Consider the following 15,573-nt stretch of genomic DNA (forward strand, 5'->3'; position numbering starts at 1 on the left):
ATGCGCAGCATCAAGACGATCCATGTGATTTCCTGTCATGCCGAAGGCGAGGTCGGCGATGTCATCGTCGGCGGCGTCGCCCCGCCCCCCGGCAAGACGATCTGGGAGCAATCGCGCTGGATCGCGAAAGACAATCGGCTGCGGAACTTCGTCCTGAACGAGCCCCGCGGCGGTGTCTTTCGCCATGTGAACCTGCTCGTGCCCCCGAAGCACCCAGAGGCCGATGCCGCCTGGATCATCATGGAGCCCGAGGACACGCCGCCCATGTCGGGCTCGAATTCGATCTGCGTCTCGACTGTGCTTCTCGACAGCGGCATTATCGAGATGACAGAGCCGGTGACAGAAATGGTGCTGGAAGCGCCGGGCGGTCTGGTGCGGGTGCGCGCGGAATGCCGCAATGGCAAGGCCGAGCGGATCTTTGTCCAGAATATCGCCTCTTTCGCCCATCGCCTTGATGTGCCCTTGGAGGTCGAGGGCTTCGGCACGCTGAACGTCGATACGGCCTTTGGCGGCGACAGCTTCGCCATGGTCGATGCCCGTGCGCTTGGCTTTGCCCTAACCCCGGACGAGGCGCATGACATCGCGCGTCTGGGCGTGCGCATCACCAATGCCGCGACCGAGCAAATCGGCTTTCACCATCCGACCAACCCCGATTGGCGGCACTATTCCTTCACGCTGTTCGCAGGCCCGGTCGAGCGCCAGGGCCACGAGCTGCGCGCAGGGGCGGCCGTCGCGATCCAGCCCGGCAAGGTCGACCGCTCGCCGACTGGCACGGCGCTTTCGGCGCGGATGGCGGTCCTGCATGCGCGGGGCGAGATGACGCCGGCGGATCGCCTGACCACGGTTTCGCTGATCGGCTCGACCTTCACCGGGCGCATCCTTGGCGAGACGCAGGTGGGCGAAACTCCGGCGATCCTGCCCGAAATCTCGGGCCGCGCCTGGATCACCGGGGTACATCAGCATATGCTCGACCCCGCCGATCCCTGGCCCGAGGGCTATCGCCTGACCGACACCTGGGGCGCGCGCTAGGCCCCGAGGCGAAACGGAAAGCGTCCCGCAACCGGGAGGACGGTGCGGGACGCGAAGTCGTGACTGGACCCGTCAGTCACGAAGACCAGCTCTGGTCTGGCATGAGTGAAACTTGCCGCGACCGCGCGCGCACTGACATAGAACAAATTGCCGCAGGTCCGGATCCGAGCCTATTGCGCCAACGCCCGCGCCTCATCCGCTGGCGACAGGATCGGACCGAGCGTCGCGAGGAAAGCGTGCATCTCTTCGATCGAGCCGCTGTCGGGCAGATAGATCTCGCCTTGCGCCACGACCTTCGCCTCGAATTGCGCGTGCCAGCCCATCGGCGCGCGGCAGGCGACGGCGAAGGTGATATGCTCTTGGCGATGGGTCTCGAAATTGCGGCAAAGCTTGCCGTCGCGGCTGCGATAGGAGGCGATCATCGTCAGCACCTCGCCACTGGCAAATTCGACGCCCTCTCCCGAGGGCAGCGTCCCCAGAGCCTCGATCTCGACGGGGCTCAGCCCGCGCTCTTCATGTTTGCCAAGCACCCACCAGCCGATCCCGATCCCGGCAATCGCCACCGCCGCCGCAATCACCCCGCGCGGCCGCAGGTTCTGATGCAGAGGCTTTTCGTCGCTGGCAGGGGGCATCCGTCGCGCGTCCTTGGCTGGTTGGGGGGCAAGTTGCCTCAACATAGGCAGCTTGCTTCCCCTTCACTACCATCTGCGAACAGGGCGCGGCTTTGTGTCGCGAAAGCAGGTCAGATCGTCGCCGGAGAGACCACCCAGATGACCTCGCACAGATGCTCGCCTTCAGCCCAGAACCTCACCCAGCTTGAGGCTGGAAAAGCGAAACTGTCGCCGGTTCTGACCAAAAACCGCCGCCCCTCGACCTCGAGCCCCAGTGTCCCTTGCGTCACCAGCCCGCATTTCCCGCCGGTTTCGCTGCGATAGGGCTCGCCGCTGTCGGCGCCGGGGTCGAGCGTGAAGCGCAGCATCTGGATCTGCGGCACGGTATCGGGGGTCAGGATCTCTTTGCGCAACCCATTGTCGGAATAATGCAACTTGCGCCGCGCCGCATGGCGCACGATGACCGCGCTTTCCTCGATTGCGGGATCGTCCTGCGTCTCGAAAAGCCAAAAGACCGGCATGTCGAGCGCCGCGCAGATCGCATGCATCGAGCGCACCGACGGCATGGTCAGCCCGCGCTCGACCTGCGAGAGCAGCCCGATCGAGACCCCGGCCCGCTCCGAGACCTCGCGCAGGGAAAGCTTGCGCAGCTTGCGCCGCAACCGCAGCTTTTCACCAATCGGATGGGTCGCGGCTGCGGGCCTTACCTCTTTCGGCCGCTGCTCCTCTGCGGTTGCCTCGAGGCCCGGATCAGACGGCACGGCCAGCCACCATCCCCTCATAGACCGCTTCCTCAGCGGTGCGGGGCGTCATGCAATCGCCGATCTGATGGCATTCGATCCCCATGGCGGCGATCTCTCCCGACAGATCATCGACCGGCAGATGGCCATTCGACAGGACCAGCGTCTCGATGCCCTCGAAGACAATCGGCTCGCCCGAGGCGATATGCTGCATGAACACGCTATCGCCATCGGTGCCGTAAAGCCGGGCATAGGGCGTCACCCGCACGCCCAACCGGTGCAGCTCGCCCGCCGTGACATCGCGAACGTAAAGCGGAACGGTCTCGCCCATATGCACGCCCGAGACTGCAAGCTCGACCGAAGAGCCCTCGCGCGCCAGAAGCTGCGCGACACCCGGGCCAATCCAATCCGAGCGCCAGTCGGTCACGACGACCTTGGCCCCGACCTTGACCTGCCGCGTCAGCACCTCCCAAGCGGTCACGACCTGCATCGCGCCGTCGCTTTCATAGGACGGGATATAGGGCCGCGCGCCGGTCGCGAGGATGATCGCATCCGGGGCAAAATCACGGATGAGATCGGCATCGACGCGGGCATTGCGACGGATCTCGACCCCGGCCAACACGCATTCGCGGGCGAGATTGGTGGCAATCCCGCCAAATTCGGCGCGCTGCGGGACCAACTGCGCCATAAGCGCCTGCCCGCCGAGCTGCGCGCCCGCCTCGAACAGCGTGACCGCATGGCCGCGCGCGGCCGCGATGGCTGCCGCCTTAAGCCCGGCTGGCCCACCGCCGATCACCATGACCCGCCGCGCCTTGGCCGCCACCGGATGGGTGCCGAAGACGAGCTCGCGCCCCGATTCCGGGTTCTGGATGCAGGAAATGCCCATGCCGCGGTGGAAATGGTGAATACAGGCCTGATTGCAGCCGATGCAGGCCCGGATATCGTCGAGCCGCCCGGCATCGGCCTTGCCCGGCATCGCCGGATCACAGATCAGCGCGCGCGTCATCCCGGCCATATCGGCCTCGCCGCGTGCGAGGATCTGCTCGGCCTCCTGTGGCTGGTTGATCCGGCCAACCACGAAAACCGGGATCTTCAGCGCCTCCTTGTAATCCTTGGCCTCCGCCGAGGCATAGCCCGCCGGAAAGGCCATCGGCGGCGCGATATGGACCGCGCCGCCAAGCGAAGCCGAGGTCCCGACAGTGATATTCAGGTAATCGAGCTGATCCTCGAGCGCGCGCATCGCCTCAAGTGTCTCGGCATGGGTCAGCCCCTCTTCATCCTTCTCGGTGGCCGACAGGCGCAGGCCGATGACGAAATCCTCATCGGTTGCCGCCCGCATCGCCGCGAGACATTCCCGCAGAAAGCGCAGGCGGTTTTCCAGCCCGCCGCCATATTCATCCTGACGCCGGTTGATGCGCGGATTGAGAAATTGCGCCGGGAGATAGCCATGCGAGCCGACGAATTCGACCCCGTCGAGCCCGGCCTGCCGCATCCGCCGCGCGGCGTCACCGTAGCCCTGCACGATCTCGTCAATCAGCGCTTTCGGCATGGCGCGCGGCATCATCCGGAAGCGCTCATTCGGGACCGCCGAGGCCGAATAGGTCACGGCGAGCAGTCCATTGGCGCTTTCCATGATCTCGCGCCCCGGATGGAAGAGCTGCGAAATCACCACCGCGCCATGGGCATGACAGGCCTCGGCGAGTTTGCGATAACCTGGGATACAGGCGTCGCTGTTGGCCATGATGAGATGCGAGGTATAGCGCGCGGTCTCATGCACCCCCGCGACCTGGGTCACGATCAGCCCGACCCCGCCTTTCGCGCGCGCCTCTTGATAGGCGATATATTCATCGTTCACGAGCCCATGATGCGGCAGGCAGGTGTCATGTCCGGTCGAGAGAATCCGGTTCGGGATCGTGACGCCACGAATTGTCAGCGGCTGGAACAGATGGGGGAAAACGGGATGGGTCATGCGTCGACTGGCTGCCTTCGGGATTGCTGATCGCGCCGTCCCGGCCCGAAACCCAAAGCCCGCGCGGGCCGTCGGACCATGAACGTCCGCCTGAGAAGAAATCAGCCTGACTAAAAAATCAACATGATTATTTCAATCTGAACACAATTCTTGGCCGAGGTTGGGCGAAAAGGAAAAGGCCCGGATCGCTCCGGGCCTTCGCGCAATCAAAGAGGAGACGCGATCAATCGTCCTCACCCACGACTTTCCAGATCACCGCGCCAATGACGGCCCCGACGATCGGCGCCACCCAGAAGAGCCAGAGCTGACCAATCGCCCAGCCGCCCGCAAACAGAGCCTGGCTGGTCGAACGGGCCGGGTTAACCGAGGTGTTGGTGACCGGGATCGAGATCAGGTGGATCAGCGTCAGCGCCAGACCAATGGCCAGCGGCGCGAAGCCTGCGGGCGCACGGCCATGGGTCGTGCCCAGAATGACGATGAGGAAGAAGGCGGTCAGAATGATCTCGATCACCAGCGCCGAGAGCATCGAATAGCCGCCGGGCGAGTGCTCGCCATAGCCGTTCGCAGCAAATCCGCCGACCTCAAAGCCAGCCTTGCCGGTGGCGATGACATAGAGCGCGGCGGCCGCAAGGATCGCGCCGATCAGCTGGGCGATGATATAGGGGATCAGACGCGACGCCGGGAAGCGTCCGGCAACGGTCAGGCCGACCGAAACCGCAGGGTTGAAATGGCCGCCCGAGATGCCGCCGACGGCATAGGCCATCGTCACCACCGTCAGACCGAAAGCCAAAGCGACACCGGTAAAGCCGATGCCGAGCGCCGGGAATGCCGCAGCCAGAATCGCACTGCCGCAGCCCCCGAAGACAAGCCAGAATGTCCCGAGGGCTTCTGCTGCCAGACTTTTTTGCATGGGAGAACTCCATCAAAATTCCGCCCCCTGCCAAATCGGCAAATCGGGCGTGCAGGCGTTGATCTGCAACGATAATCTACCACCTTTAAGAGCGTCCTGCCTCAAGAATCTGCAAGCTCGCGCCGTTGCAATCGAAAGCTGAAATTCCGTTCGGACCGCCTCGAAATCGAAACCCGTCCGGGCGAGAGCAAACCGCGCTGTCGGCGTGTTTCGCCGTCACTGGTGGCATCCCGATCGAGCAAGGTCTAAGATCCGCGCTCGTCCAAGGAGCCGCCATGACCGATCCCGCCACCCCCAATCCTGCCACCTCTGATCGTCCCTTTCGCATTATCGTCGCCGGAACCGGCGGCACCATTGCCTCGACCGGGGCAGATCCGGCGAACAGCGTCGATTATCAGGTCACGACCACCGTCGGGTCGCTGATCGAGGGGCTTGCGGCCCATGTTCCGGGGATCTCGGTTCAAGCCGAGCAGATCGTCAATGTCGACAGCAGTGAGATCGGGAATGCGCTTTTGCTCGAGATCGCGCGCGGCGCGGCTGCGATCCTCGCGCGGCCCGAGGTCGATGCGCTGGTTCTGACCCATGGCACGGATTCGCTTGAGGAAACCGCCTATTTCCTTCACCTCGTGCTCAAGACCGGCAAGCCCGTGGTGATGGTCGGCGCCATGCGTCCGGCCTCGGCACTGGGTGCGGACGGGCCCGCCAATCTCGTCGATGGGCTGCGAGTCGCGGCCGAGCCCGCGGCGGCCGGTCTGGGGGTTCTGGTGCTGTCGAATGGCGCGGTCTATTCGGCCCGCGACATCCTCAAGACCCATCCGGTGGCACTTGATGCGCTGGGAGCGGCCCGGCGCGGCCCGCTTGGCGAGCTCAGCGGCAGCGCGGTCTTTTTCCACCACCGCCCGGTCCCGCGCCACACGCTGACGAGCGCCTTCGACCTTGCCGAGATCGCGGCCCTGCCGACCGTCGATATCCTGTTCGATCATCAAGAGGCGCGTGAATTGTTCTATGCGGCGGCCCTTGATGGCGGCGCGCAGGCACTGGTCATCGCGGCCTATGGCAATGGCAGCCTCTCGCCCGGCGCGCTGCACGGGATCGCGCGGGCTCGTGCCGTCGGAGTCCCGGTGATCCGCGCCAGCCGCACCATGGCGGGCGTGGTCTCGGCCCGCCCGGAGGAAGCGGAAACCGGGCTGATTTCGGCGCTGGGGCTGACCCCGCAAAAGGCGCGGATTCTGATGCTCTGCGCGCTGGCCAGCCAACAACCGCTGTCAAAGCTGCAAGAGCTTTTCGCGACGCATTGAACCTTACGTGAGCCTCAGGCCGCGCGTTTGCGTCGCTCGGTCTCGGCGAAGGTCACGATGCCTTCGAGCACGCCGCCCGACAGTCGCGACTTCGCCCCGAAGGCGCGCGCCAAGGAATGCATGCCCTGATTGTCGCGGAAAAAGAACATATGCACGGCTCGCAGCCCCTGAGAGCGTGCTGTATCTAGCACCGCCCCGACCAGTCTGCGTCCGAAGCCGAGATGCTGGCAACCGCTTTCGACCGAGACCGAAAGCTCGCCCTCTTGGGCAATATCGAAGGGAAAAAGTTCGCTCATCCCGCGCAGTTCGGTCCCTTCGAAAAGGCCGAAGATCACGGTGCTGGTCCAGTCGATCTGGTTGGAATAGCGCTCTAGCGCGGCATCGCTCATCCCACCTTGGAATCGGGCATGGCGGTCGCTCAGCGACAGGCGCAGCAGATGCGCCAGATGGGCACTGCGGTCCCAGCGCGTCAGGCGGCGCAGCGTAAAGCGCGAATCCGCGCTGGCCATCGGAACAGAGGGGGTTTGACCCGGGTGTGAATCCGTCATCTTCTCTCTCCGTCCGCGTTGCCTCCCACCACGCGTCAAAACAGAAACTTCCGCAGCCCATGCTGCAGTGCAGAAAATAGGGATGCCGAGCTCGGAAGTCAAATCACGTCAGAGCTTGTGACCCGACGGCACGGCCATCCTGTCGCGTCTGGCGCGCGTGATCTGGCGCATGTTCATGCGAAGAATGTCTGTAGCATCTTATTGTTACTAAACGATATCTGTGGTCACAATGCCACAATGCAGCGCCCCGCCCGCTTACGGCGTCAGAATGACGCAGCCGTGCCGGAAGCCGATCCCAGCCCACGCGACCGTGATCCGCGAAAGCACCCTCGCGGTCTGTTCTCGCCCGGTCACGGATGCTAGGCGATGGTCCTGCTGGCGGGTTTTCGTCAGATGATTGGGCGAGGTCAGCCGCGCGCGCCAACCCCGCCAATGCTCGCCGATCCGGGCTGGATCTTGAAAGGACGCCTCATGCTGACCCGCCGCCACGCCCTGCTTTCCGGTCTTGCGACAGGCGCAGCCTTTGCTTTGCCCGCGCTTGCCGCCGAAGAAAACCCGATGCCCCCCGAGCTGCGCAAGGCGCTGGAGCGTGACCCCAATGCGCCGGTTCTGGGCAATCCGAACGGCGACATCACGCTGACGGAATTTTTCGATTACAATTGTCCCTATTGCCGCGTGATGGTGAAGGACGTCCATCAGCTCATCACGGATGACAAGAATCTGCGCGTGGTCTTTCGCGAATGGCCGGTCTTTGGCGAGGGCTCGATTTTCACGACGCGCGTGTCGCTCGCCTCGCTTAAACAGGGCAAATACTGGCAGTTCCATTCGGCGATGATGGCGATCAAGGGCAAGGCCGATGAGCGTTCCGCAATGCGCACCGCCGAAAAGGTGGGCCTCGATCTGACGCGGCTTAAGAAGGATATGGATTCGGATCAGGTCTACGCGCATATGGACCGCTCGACCGAGCTTGCCGATCACATGGGTCTGGTCGGAACACCGACCTTCATCGCCGGAAACGAAGGCCTTTTCGGCAAGCAGAGCCTGACCGAGCTCAAGGAGATGATCGCGCGCGGCCGCAAGGCTTTGGCCAAGCCCGCGCGCCGTTAAGAGAACAGGATCACCAGCCAGGCGAGGCCGCCCGCGATCGCCGTCACGGCGACCGCAGCGCTGGCGGCATCCTTGGCGCGCCCCGCACGCGGATCGCGTTCGAGCGAGATGAAATCGACGGTTTCCTCGATCGCGGTGTTGATCAGCTCGACGACAAGGATGAGCAGCCCGAGCGCCAGCAGCACAGCCCGCTCACCACCGCTCAGCGGAAGATAGAAGACGAAAAAGGCCGAGATCAGATTGATCACGCCCCATTGGCGCAAAGATTTCTCATTGACCCAAGTCGCGCGAAAGCCAGTCCAGGACCAGCTTGCCGTGCGTCCGACCCGGGCGATTTCCTGCTTCAGTTTCGCCAACATCACATGCCCTCTTTTGTCTCAGATGTCCCGGCAAGCCCGGCAAAAGCAAGGGCAAATGCGATAATTGCGGATCAGCTTTGTCGGGTGTAGCGGATCATCCGCGCCCGCGAGAGCACCAGATCGAAGGCATCGTCTCCGTCGCGCGCAAGGCAGATCCGGCGCAGCCATGGCCCGTCGCGCAAGGTAAAGAGAAACCGCCCGCCGCCCAAGGATTGCAGAGGCATCACCCGCCGCGTCGGGCCCGCACCCATGATGACCGCGCCGTCCCTGATCTCGAGCGCGCCGCCCAGATCCGCGACATGCCAGAGCCCGTCGAGATCCGCAGGGATCGGCTCGGGCCGGACAGGCAGGAAGCGCGCCGGGGCGTGACCGGTCTCACCGACGACGGCCGCGCCGTCCATCCGCAGCTCAAGCCGCGAGGTCGGCGACAAGCTGTCAACACCACCGCCCGCGACCGGATAGACCGCGACCTCATCGTCGAGCCGCACGACAGAGGCCGCGCGGACCTCGATCCAATCGGCCCCTTCGGGCGCGACGTAAAGGCCGGGAACCAGATCCGAGCCGGGCTCGGGCAGGTGTTCGCCAAAGAGCGCCGCCAGAACTTGCGCCGCAATGGCCGAGCCGTTCGTCTCGTCGCGGTTCGACACGACCGCGCAGCCGATGCCGGTTTCAGGATCGAGCAGGAGATAGCTTTTGAACCCCGGCTGCGAGCCGCCGTGCCCGATCAGCTCGCGCGTGCCGACCTGTTGGCGGCGCAGCCCGAGGCCATAGCCGGTCGTACGACCGTCCGCGAGATGGCGCGGCGCCGATAGGGCCGCGAGGCGCCCGGCGAAGCTGCCCTCGGCGCGCAGCAGCGCCCGGCCCCAATCGGCCAAGGCGCGACCGCTGCCGATCAGGCTGCCCGCCGCCGAAAGATGCATCCCCTGGAGGCCCATCTGCCAGCTTGCGCCGTCATGCCAATAGCCGGTCGCCAGCCCCTTGACCGGATCGGTCCACATCTCGGCCGCCTGCATGGCAATGCCGCGCCCCTCGCGCAGTTCCCTGCGCAGGAAATCGTCGAACTTGAGGCCATGGGCGCGCATCGCCTCTTCGACCAGCCGATAGCCGCCATTCGAATAATGGACCTCGGTGCCAGCCGGATAGTTCAGCCGCGTCATCGCCTCGTGGAAGGCCAAGAGCTCGGGCGCGCGGGTTTCGGTAAAGATCGAGAGGCCAATCAGGGTCAGGCATTCGCGGCTGTCCGGGAGGCCACCTGACATATCGAGCGCCTGCCCGACCGTGACTTCTGCCGTAGCGGGTGCCAGTCCCGGAAGGTGCTTGCCCAAGGGATCGCTTAGCGAAATCAGCTCGGGATGGGCCAGCACGAAACTCGCGAAGACATGTTTCGTCACCGAGGCATAGCGCACCACCGTGTCGATGCTGAAGGGCGCGAGCGTCGCAAGGCTTTCAACGCCGCCCGCCGCGACCGCCCGAAGGCCGTCGCGGTCGAACAGCAAAACCGCGCCCCCGGGTTCATCCCCGCACCAAGAAACGGATGCGGTCAGCGCCGCTTCGGCAGCGGCCCAGTTGAGCGCGGTCATGTCTTCGTCCTTCTCAGCCTTCGACTTCTTCCAAAGCGACGCTCAGACGGCGCAGCTCTTGCGTATGGGGGTGGGTGATGTTGCCAAGGCGCAGATCCTCGGCTGTGCATTGCTCGACCATTTCACCGCTTTGCATCACCCCAAGCCGGTCGCACAGATGCGCGATGACGGCGAGGTTGTGGCTGACCATGACATAGGTCAGGCCGCGCTCTTCGCGCAGATCGGCCAAGAGGTTCAACACCTCCGCCTGAACCGAGACATCCAAAGCGGAGGTCGGCTCATCCAAGAGCAGCACCTGCGGCTCGGCGATCAAAGCGCGCGCGATGGCCACGCGCTGACGCTGCCCGCCCGAAAGCTGATGCGGATAGCGGAAGCGCGCGGTCTGAGGCAAAGCGACGGCGGAAAGCGCGCGGTTGATGCGCCCGTCGATGTCGTCCATGCGGTGGACAAGCAGGATTTCCGACAGGATGCGGTCGATGGTCTGGCGCGGATGGAGCGAGCCGAAGGGGTCTTGAAAGACCATCTGCACCTTGCGGAAGAAGCCCGGCGGACGGCGCAGCGGCAAGGCCTCACCCGCCAGCAGCATCTTGCCCGACCAGTCCTCGTTCAGCCCGGCCAAGGCGCGCAGCACGGTCGATTTGCCCGAGCCGCTTTCGCCGACGATGCCAAAGCTCTCGCCGCGCGCGACGGCAAGATTGACACCCTTGACCACTTCATGGCCCGAAAAGGCGATCCGCAGATCCTGAATATCGATCATCGGTGCGCTCATTTCGCCTTCTCCTTCAGCCAGTCGTCGTCGCGCTCGAGGATCGGCAGGCGGCGCTTGGGATGGAGAAGCGAGGGCATGCCGTTCAAAAGCCCGCGCGTATAGGGATGCTTGGCCTTGAGCAGCTCCGAGGCGCGCATCTCTTCCATGACCTGCCCCATATACATGACCGAAACCCGGTCGCAGAAATGCGAAACCAGCGGCAAGTCATGGCTGATGAGGATGAGCCCCATGCCGCGGCTTTCGACCAGATCGTCGATCAGCTTGAGGATCTCGGCCTGCACCGTCGCATCCAGAGCCGAGGTCGGCTCATCGGCGATCAAGAGCTCGGGATCGGGCGCAAGCATCATCGCGATCATCGCGCGCTGGCCCATGCCGCCCGAGATCTCGTGCGGATAGCTGTCAAAGACCTTCTTCGGGTCGCGGATCTTGACCTGTTCGAGCAGATCCAGAACCGCCTCGCGCACTTCCTTGCGGGAGCCGCCCTTATGCTCGCGCCAGCCTTCCCCGATCTGCGCCCCGATGGTTTTCACCGGATTGAGCGAATATTTCGGGTCTTGCAGGATGAAGCCGACGCGCTTGCCCCGGACCTTGCGCATGTCTTTTTCGCGCGCGGTCAAGATGTTGATATCGCCGAGCTGCATCCGGTCCGCCGTGACATGCGCGGTATTGGGCAGAAGCTTCATCAGCGCGCGCGCCGTCAGCGATTTACCCGAACCGGATTCGCCCACGATGCCCAGCTTCTCGCGGCCAAGCGACATGGAAATGCCGCGCACCGCCTCGAAGCGTTTGCCGTTGCTTTCAAAGGCGATGCGGAGATTTTGAATATCGACCTGCATTTCGCCTCCTCAGTTCTGTTTGGGGTCGAGGACGTCGCGCAGACCGTCGCCGAGGAAGTTGAAGGCCAGCGAGGTCAGCAGGATCGCCACGGCAGGGGCGACCGCGACCCACCATTGCTGAAGCATGAACTGGCGTGCGGTCGCAATCATCGCGCCCCATTCGGGCGACGGCGGCTGTGCGCCCATGCCGAGAAAGCCAAGGCTCGCGGCGGTGATGATGATCGAGGACATATCCAGCGTCACCCGCACCACCAGCGAGGGCACGCACATCGGCGCGATATGACGCGCGACAATGCGCCAGCGCGACGCGCCGGTCAGGCGGCAAGCCGCGATGAAGTCGCTGTTGCGGATGGTCATGGTCTCGGCCCGGGCGATGCGGGCATAGGGCGGCCAGGCGGTCAGCGCGATCGCCAGAATGGCGCTCTCGACGCCGGGGCGCAGTGCCGCGACGAAGGCCAGTGCAAGGATCAGGCGCGGGAAAGCCAGAAAGACATCGGTGATGCGCATCAAAAGCGCATCGACCTTGCCGCCGAAATAGCCCGCGATACAGCCGACGGCGAGCCCCAGCGGCGCAACCAGCACGACGACGGTGATCACCATGCCAAGGGTAACACGGCCGCCGTAAAGGATGCGCGACAAGATATCGCGGCCCAGCTCGTCCGTGCCGAAAAGATGCGCGGCCGAGGGTTTTGCAAGGCGATTGTTCAGATCCTGGATCGCCGGATCATAAGGCGACAGCAGCGGCGCGAAAATCGCCAGCGCCACGGCCAGAACGATGATGGTCAGACCGATCATCGCCAGCGGATTGCGGCGCAGCGCCAGCCAGATGCGGTAGCGCCGCCCCCAACCCGCCTGTGCGCGCGAGGTGGGCATGTCGTCCAGTGCCCAGCTGCGGAAATTGCTCAACATGTTCGTGGCCCTTATTTCACGCGCGGGTCGAACACGCGGTAGAGAACATCAGCCAGAAGGTTCAGGCCAACATAGATCGTGCCGATCAGCAAAGTGGCGCCGACGACCGGGTTCATATCGGCATTCATCAACGAGATGGTCAGATACTGGCCAAGACCGGGCCAGGCGAAGACCGTCTCGGTGACGACCGCGCCTTCAAGAAGGCCGGCATAGGTCAGCGCGATCACGGTGATCAGCTGGACGGCAACCGTCGGGAAAGCATGGCCAAAAATCACCCGGCTCATCGACAGGCCCTTCGCACGCGCGGCCACGATGAACTCGCCCTTGAGCGCATCGAGCATGAAGGCGCGCGTCATCCGCGTAATGTAAGCCATTGAAAAATAGCTCAAAACTGCGACGGGCAGCACCAGATGGGCCAAGGCATCGCGGAAGGCGTCAAGATCGCCTGCGAGCAGCGCGTCAATGGTCAGAAAGCCGGTCACGGTCGGCAGCATGTCCTGGAAAATGATATCCTGACGCCCCGGTCCCGGCGCAATGCCAAGCCCTGCGTAGAAGATCAAAAGCGCCAGCAGCGCCAGAACGAAGACCGGCACCGAATGTCCGGCAAGGCAAAGCACCCGAATGATCTGGTCGATCACCGAGCCCTGTTTCACCGCCGAGAGAATGCCAAGCGGCACGCCAATCAGCACCGCGATCAGCAGCGCATAGGTCGCAAGCTCCATCGTGGCCGGGAAGTAATGCGCGATATCGGTCGTGACCGGGTTCTGGGTCAGGATCGATTTACCGAAATCGCCATGCAGGATCTGCCAGAGATAATGGCCGAACTGCACAATCAGGGGCTGGTCGAGCCCCATCTCGGCGCGCACGCGCTGGATAACCGCTTCGGGGGCATTGTCGCCCACCGCCGCGATCACGGGATCGACCGGCATGACCCGGCCGATCAGAAAGGTGATCACAGCCAGCCCGAACAGTGTCGCAATGACACTGCCGAGCAGGCTGAGAGTCGTTTTCAGCCGTTTGTTCACGCCTTGGTCGTTCCTGCATAGGAGTTGCTGTCAGACAGCGTGCCAAGCAGAACGCCGGTGACATTCGGACGGCAGGCCGCCGTGTTCGAGCCTTGCATCATGATCGCGAAGGGGCTGTTGTTCATGAAATACTGCTGAAGCTCGAGATATTTCTCGACGCGTTTGGCCGGATCGGCCTCGTCGCGTGCGGAAACCGCCATCTCTGCCGCTTTCTCGTCCTGGAAATGCGAGCGCCAGGCGAAAGGCTTGGTCGCGGCATCATCCGAGTTGTCGGTGTTGATGCAGAAGACTTCGGCGTTCGAGTTCGGATCGAAATAATCCGTGCCCCAGGCCGACAGCGCCATCTCATGCTCACGCGCGCGCATCTTGGTCAGAACCTGACGGTTCTCGGCGGCCAGCAGCGTAACCTTGATGCCGATCTCGGCGAGGTTGGCCTGAACCGCCTGAGCGATTGCGGGATGAGGCTGGGCCGAATAATGGTCCATCTTGATCTCGAAGCCATTCGGGAAACCGGCCTCGGCCAGCAGGGCTTTCGCCTTGGCGGCGTCCTTCTGGAACGGGGTCGCATTGTCGGCGCCCGGCAGACCGTTCGGGACGATCGACTGGTGGACCTCATGGGTCATCGGCAGGATGTTCTTCTGGATGCCCTCGTAATCGAGCGCCCATTTCACCGCTTCCCAGACCTTCGGATGCTTGAGCTTCTCATTCGAGACGTTCAGCGAGATCAGGTTGAGCGAGGCAATCGCCTTGCGCACCAGCACGATCGAGGCATCGTCCTTCAGCGTCTTGAGCTGCTCGCTCGTCAGGTTGCGGGCAATATCGACATCGCCCTTTTGCAGCATCAGAAGCTGGGCCGAAGGATCGACGATATGGCGCAGGATGATGCGCTGAAGATCGCCCTTATAGGTGCCGTTCGGGTTCACTTGCAGCGAGACGGTGTCGCTCGGACGCCAGACTTGCAGCATGAATTCGCCCGAACCGGCCGAGTTCTTTTGCAGGAAGGCATTGCCCCAGTCGCCATCGACCGCTTTCGCCTCGACCACGGCTTTCTCGACGATCGAGCCGACGTTGGCCGAGAGGCAGTAAAGCAGGAAGGCGATCGAGGTCGGCGCGGCGGTGGTCAGAACCAGCGTCTCGGCATCAGTAGCCTTGATCATCTCGGCGGCGTTTTCGGCATTCCAGCCGAATTGGGTGATGATGAAGGCCGGGCCTTTGTTCATCGACACGCTGCGCTGAAGCGACCAGGCGCAATCTTCGGCGCTGAGCGCGCCCCCCGAGGAGAATTTCAGCCCGGTGCGGATCTTGAAGGTGAAGGTCTTGCCGTCTTCGCCTGCGCTCCAGCTTTCCGCGATCTGAGGCTCGACCTTATTGGCGTCCTCGTAGTTCGGCATGACCAACTTGTGATACATGTTGCCGCAGATTTCCGAGCCGATCGCCTCGAAGCTTTCATGCGGATCAAGGCTCGTCATATTGTCGAGCTGCTGGGCGACAACCAGCACGGTCTTCGGATTGGCCGCGAAGGCCGTCCCGAGCGAAAGATAGGACAACGCCGGGAATGCGGCGGCTCCGGCAAGGAAATGACGTCTGGAGAGCATGGTTGAATCCCTAATTTCACGACCGTTCGAATGGACGAAGCTGGGGTCCATACACCGGTTCTTCTGACGAGGCAAAGCGACGGGGCCGCGCAGGCGCCACCACCCGGGAGTTGCGCTATCACGCAGGTTTCAACCACGGCCAATGCCATTTGGAGATTGGATCAGTCCAATTTTGCATAACCGTAGAAGATCAGCCAGTTGCGTCAGCCTCTCTGACCCGACGGGCGCAACTGCGCGGTTGCGTCGCAGCGCTTTCAGTCCGAGACAGGGGCGCGACTTTGAGGGAGA

At 63.5% G+C, this 15,573-nt stretch carries 15 protein-coding genes; 3 read left to right on the forward strand and 12 right to left on the reverse strand.

The annotated features are described in order from the left end of the window. Positions 1-1,029, forward strand: coding sequence for a trans-3-hydroxy-L-proline dehydratase (locus JCM7686_RS21035; RefSeq protein WP_020953032.1), 1,029 nt, complete (start codon positions 1-3; stop codon positions 1,027-1,029). Between the two features lie 170 nt (positions 1,030-1,199). Here the strand turns inward: JCM7686_RS21035 and JCM7686_RS21040 are convergent, their stop codons facing one another. From JCM7686_RS21040 to aqpZ, 4 genes are all read right to left on the reverse strand, one after another. Continuing rightward, complete coding sequence (locus JCM7686_RS21040) at positions 1,200-1,661, reverse strand: hypothetical protein (protein WP_041528297.1); 462 nt, start codon at positions 1,659-1,661, stop codon at positions 1,200-1,202. Positions 1,662-1,771: 110 nt separating this feature from the next. Next, positions 1,772-2,422 carry a helix-turn-helix domain-containing protein gene (locus JCM7686_RS21045; RefSeq protein ID WP_020953034.1) on the reverse strand — a complete coding sequence of 217 codons (651 nt, stop codon included), beginning with the start codon at positions 2,420-2,422 and terminating at the stop codon, positions 1,772-1,774. After that, entirely contained in the window at positions 2,391-4,349 is a 1,959-nt protein-coding gene (locus JCM7686_RS21050) for an oxidoreductase (protein ID WP_020953035.1), read from the reverse strand. Before JCM7686_RS21050 ends, JCM7686_RS21045 begins: the two co-directional genes overlap by 32 nt. Before the next feature lie 223 nt (positions 4,350-4,572). Beyond that, positions 4,573-5,259 carry an aquaporin Z gene (gene aqpZ, locus JCM7686_RS21055; RefSeq protein WP_020953036.1) on the reverse strand — a complete coding sequence of 229 codons (687 nt, stop codon included), beginning with the start codon at positions 5,257-5,259 and terminating at the stop codon, positions 4,573-4,575. A gap of 275 nt (positions 5,260-5,534) precedes the next feature. On the opposite strand from aqpZ, the gene JCM7686_RS21060 reads away from it, so the two are divergent. After that, positions 5,535-6,557, forward strand: a complete 1,023-nt coding sequence (locus JCM7686_RS21060) for an asparaginase (protein WP_020953037.1) — start codon at positions 5,535-5,537, stop codon at positions 6,555-6,557. Positions 6,558-6,571: 14 nt separating this feature from the next. On the opposite strand, the gene JCM7686_RS21065 is transcribed toward JCM7686_RS21060, so the two are convergent. Beyond that, on the reverse strand, positions 6,572-7,105 hold the full coding sequence (locus JCM7686_RS21065) for a GNAT family N-acetyltransferase (protein ID WP_020953038.1): 534 nt from the start codon (positions 7,103-7,105) through the stop codon (positions 6,572-6,574). A gap of 471 nt (positions 7,106-7,576) precedes the next feature. Between JCM7686_RS21065 and JCM7686_RS21070 the strand changes: the two genes are divergently transcribed. Further along, positions 7,577-8,212, forward strand: a complete 636-nt coding sequence (locus JCM7686_RS21070; RefSeq protein ID WP_148292710.1) for a DsbA family protein — start codon at positions 7,577-7,579, stop codon at positions 8,210-8,212. Here the strand turns inward: JCM7686_RS21070 and JCM7686_RS21075 are convergent. From JCM7686_RS21075 to JCM7686_RS21105, 7 genes are all read right to left on the reverse strand, one after another. Next, the gene (locus tag JCM7686_RS21075) at positions 8,209-8,571 is read right to left on the reverse strand and encodes a diacylglycerol kinase (protein WP_020953040.1); all 363 of its coding nucleotides are present in this window, start codon (positions 8,569-8,571) and stop codon (positions 8,209-8,211) included. The two genes, JCM7686_RS21070 and JCM7686_RS21075, sit on opposite strands and share 4 nt — an antisense overlap. A 71-nt stretch (positions 8,572-8,642) precedes the next feature. Beyond that, complete coding sequence (locus JCM7686_RS21080; protein ID WP_020953041.1) at positions 8,643-10,151, reverse strand: serine hydrolase domain-containing protein; 1,509 nt, start codon at positions 10,149-10,151, stop codon at positions 8,643-8,645. A gap of 13 nt (positions 10,152-10,164) precedes the next feature. Further along, entirely contained in the window at positions 10,165-10,908 is a 744-nt protein-coding gene (locus JCM7686_RS21085) for an ABC transporter ATP-binding protein (RefSeq protein ID WP_020953042.1), read from the reverse strand. 8 nt (positions 10,909-10,916) lie between these two features. Further along, entirely contained in the window at positions 10,917-11,756 is an 840-nt protein-coding gene (locus tag JCM7686_RS21090; protein WP_020953043.1) for an ABC transporter ATP-binding protein, read from the reverse strand. Between the two features lie 9 nt (positions 11,757-11,765). After that, on the reverse strand, positions 11,766-12,665 hold the full coding sequence (gene nikC, locus JCM7686_RS21095; protein ID WP_020953044.1) for a nickel transporter permease: 900 nt from the start codon (positions 12,663-12,665) through the stop codon (positions 11,766-11,768). Between the two features lie 11 nt (positions 12,666-12,676). Beyond that, complete coding sequence (locus JCM7686_RS21100) at positions 12,677-13,690, reverse strand: ABC transporter permease (RefSeq protein ID WP_020953045.1); 1,014 nt, start codon at positions 13,688-13,690, stop codon at positions 12,677-12,679. Beyond that, positions 13,687-15,285 (reverse strand): ABC transporter substrate-binding protein, encoded by a 1,599-nt coding sequence (locus JCM7686_RS21105; RefSeq protein ID WP_020953046.1) that lies wholly within the window; start codon positions 15,283-15,285, stop codon positions 13,687-13,689. The genes JCM7686_RS21100 and JCM7686_RS21105 overlap by 4 nt, the downstream gene beginning before the upstream one ends. Positions 15,286-15,573 lie beyond the last annotated feature (288 nt).

It is taken from the genome of Paracoccus aminophilus JCM 7686 (assembly GCF_000444995.1).
GTDB classification, from domain to species: Bacteria; Pseudomonadota; Alphaproteobacteria; order Rhodobacterales; family Rhodobacteraceae; genus Paracoccus; species Paracoccus aminophilus.

What these genes read in the sequence shown, in the direction of transcription:
- JCM7686_RS21035 (WP_020953032.1), top strand. Translation starts at nt 1, where the DNA reads ATGCGCAGCATCAAGACGATCCATGTGATTTCCTGTCATGCCGAAGGC.
- JCM7686_RS21040 (WP_041528297.1), bottom strand. Translation starts at nt 1,661, where the DNA reads ATGCCCCCTGCCAGCGACGAAAAGCCTCTGCATCAGAACCTGCGGCCG.
- JCM7686_RS21045 (WP_020953034.1), bottom strand. Translation starts at nt 2,422, where the DNA reads ATGAGGGGATGGTGGCTGGCCGTGCCGTCTGATCCGGGCCTCGAGGCA.
- JCM7686_RS21050 (WP_020953035.1), bottom strand. Translation starts at nt 4,349, where the DNA reads ATGACCCATCCCGTTTTCCCCCATCTGTTCCAGCCGCTGACAATTCGT.
- aqpZ (WP_020953036.1), bottom strand. Translation starts at nt 5,259, where the DNA reads ATGCAAAAAAGTCTGGCAGCAGAAGCCCTCGGGACATTCTGGCTTGTC.
- JCM7686_RS21060 (WP_020953037.1), top strand. Translation starts at nt 5,535, where the DNA reads ATGACCGATCCCGCCACCCCCAATCCTGCCACCTCTGATCGTCCCTTT.
- JCM7686_RS21065 (WP_020953038.1), bottom strand. Translation starts at nt 7,105, where the DNA reads ATGACGGATTCACACCCGGGTCAAACCCCCTCTGTTCCGATGGCCAGC.
- JCM7686_RS21070 (WP_148292710.1), top strand. Translation starts at nt 7,577, where the DNA reads ATGCTGACCCGCCGCCACGCCCTGCTTTCCGGTCTTGCGACAGGCGCA.
- JCM7686_RS21075 (WP_020953040.1), bottom strand. Translation starts at nt 8,571, where the DNA reads ATGTTGGCGAAACTGAAGCAGGAAATCGCCCGGGTCGGACGCACGGCA.
- JCM7686_RS21080 (WP_020953041.1), bottom strand. Translation starts at nt 10,151, where the DNA reads ATGACCGCGCTCAACTGGGCCGCTGCCGAAGCGGCGCTGACCGCATCC.
- JCM7686_RS21085 (WP_020953042.1), bottom strand. Translation starts at nt 10,908, where the DNA reads ATGATCGATATTCAGGATCTGCGGATCGCCTTTTCGGGCCATGAAGTG.
- JCM7686_RS21090 (WP_020953043.1), bottom strand. Translation starts at nt 11,756, where the DNA reads ATGCAGGTCGATATTCAAAATCTCCGCATCGCCTTTGAAAGCAACGGC.
- nikC (WP_020953044.1), bottom strand. Translation starts at nt 12,665, where the DNA reads ATGTTGAGCAATTTCCGCAGCTGGGCACTGGACGACATGCCCACCTCG.
- JCM7686_RS21105 (WP_020953046.1), bottom strand. Translation starts at nt 15,285, where the DNA reads ATGCTCTCCAGACGTCATTTCCTTGCCGGAGCCGCCGCATTCCCGGCG.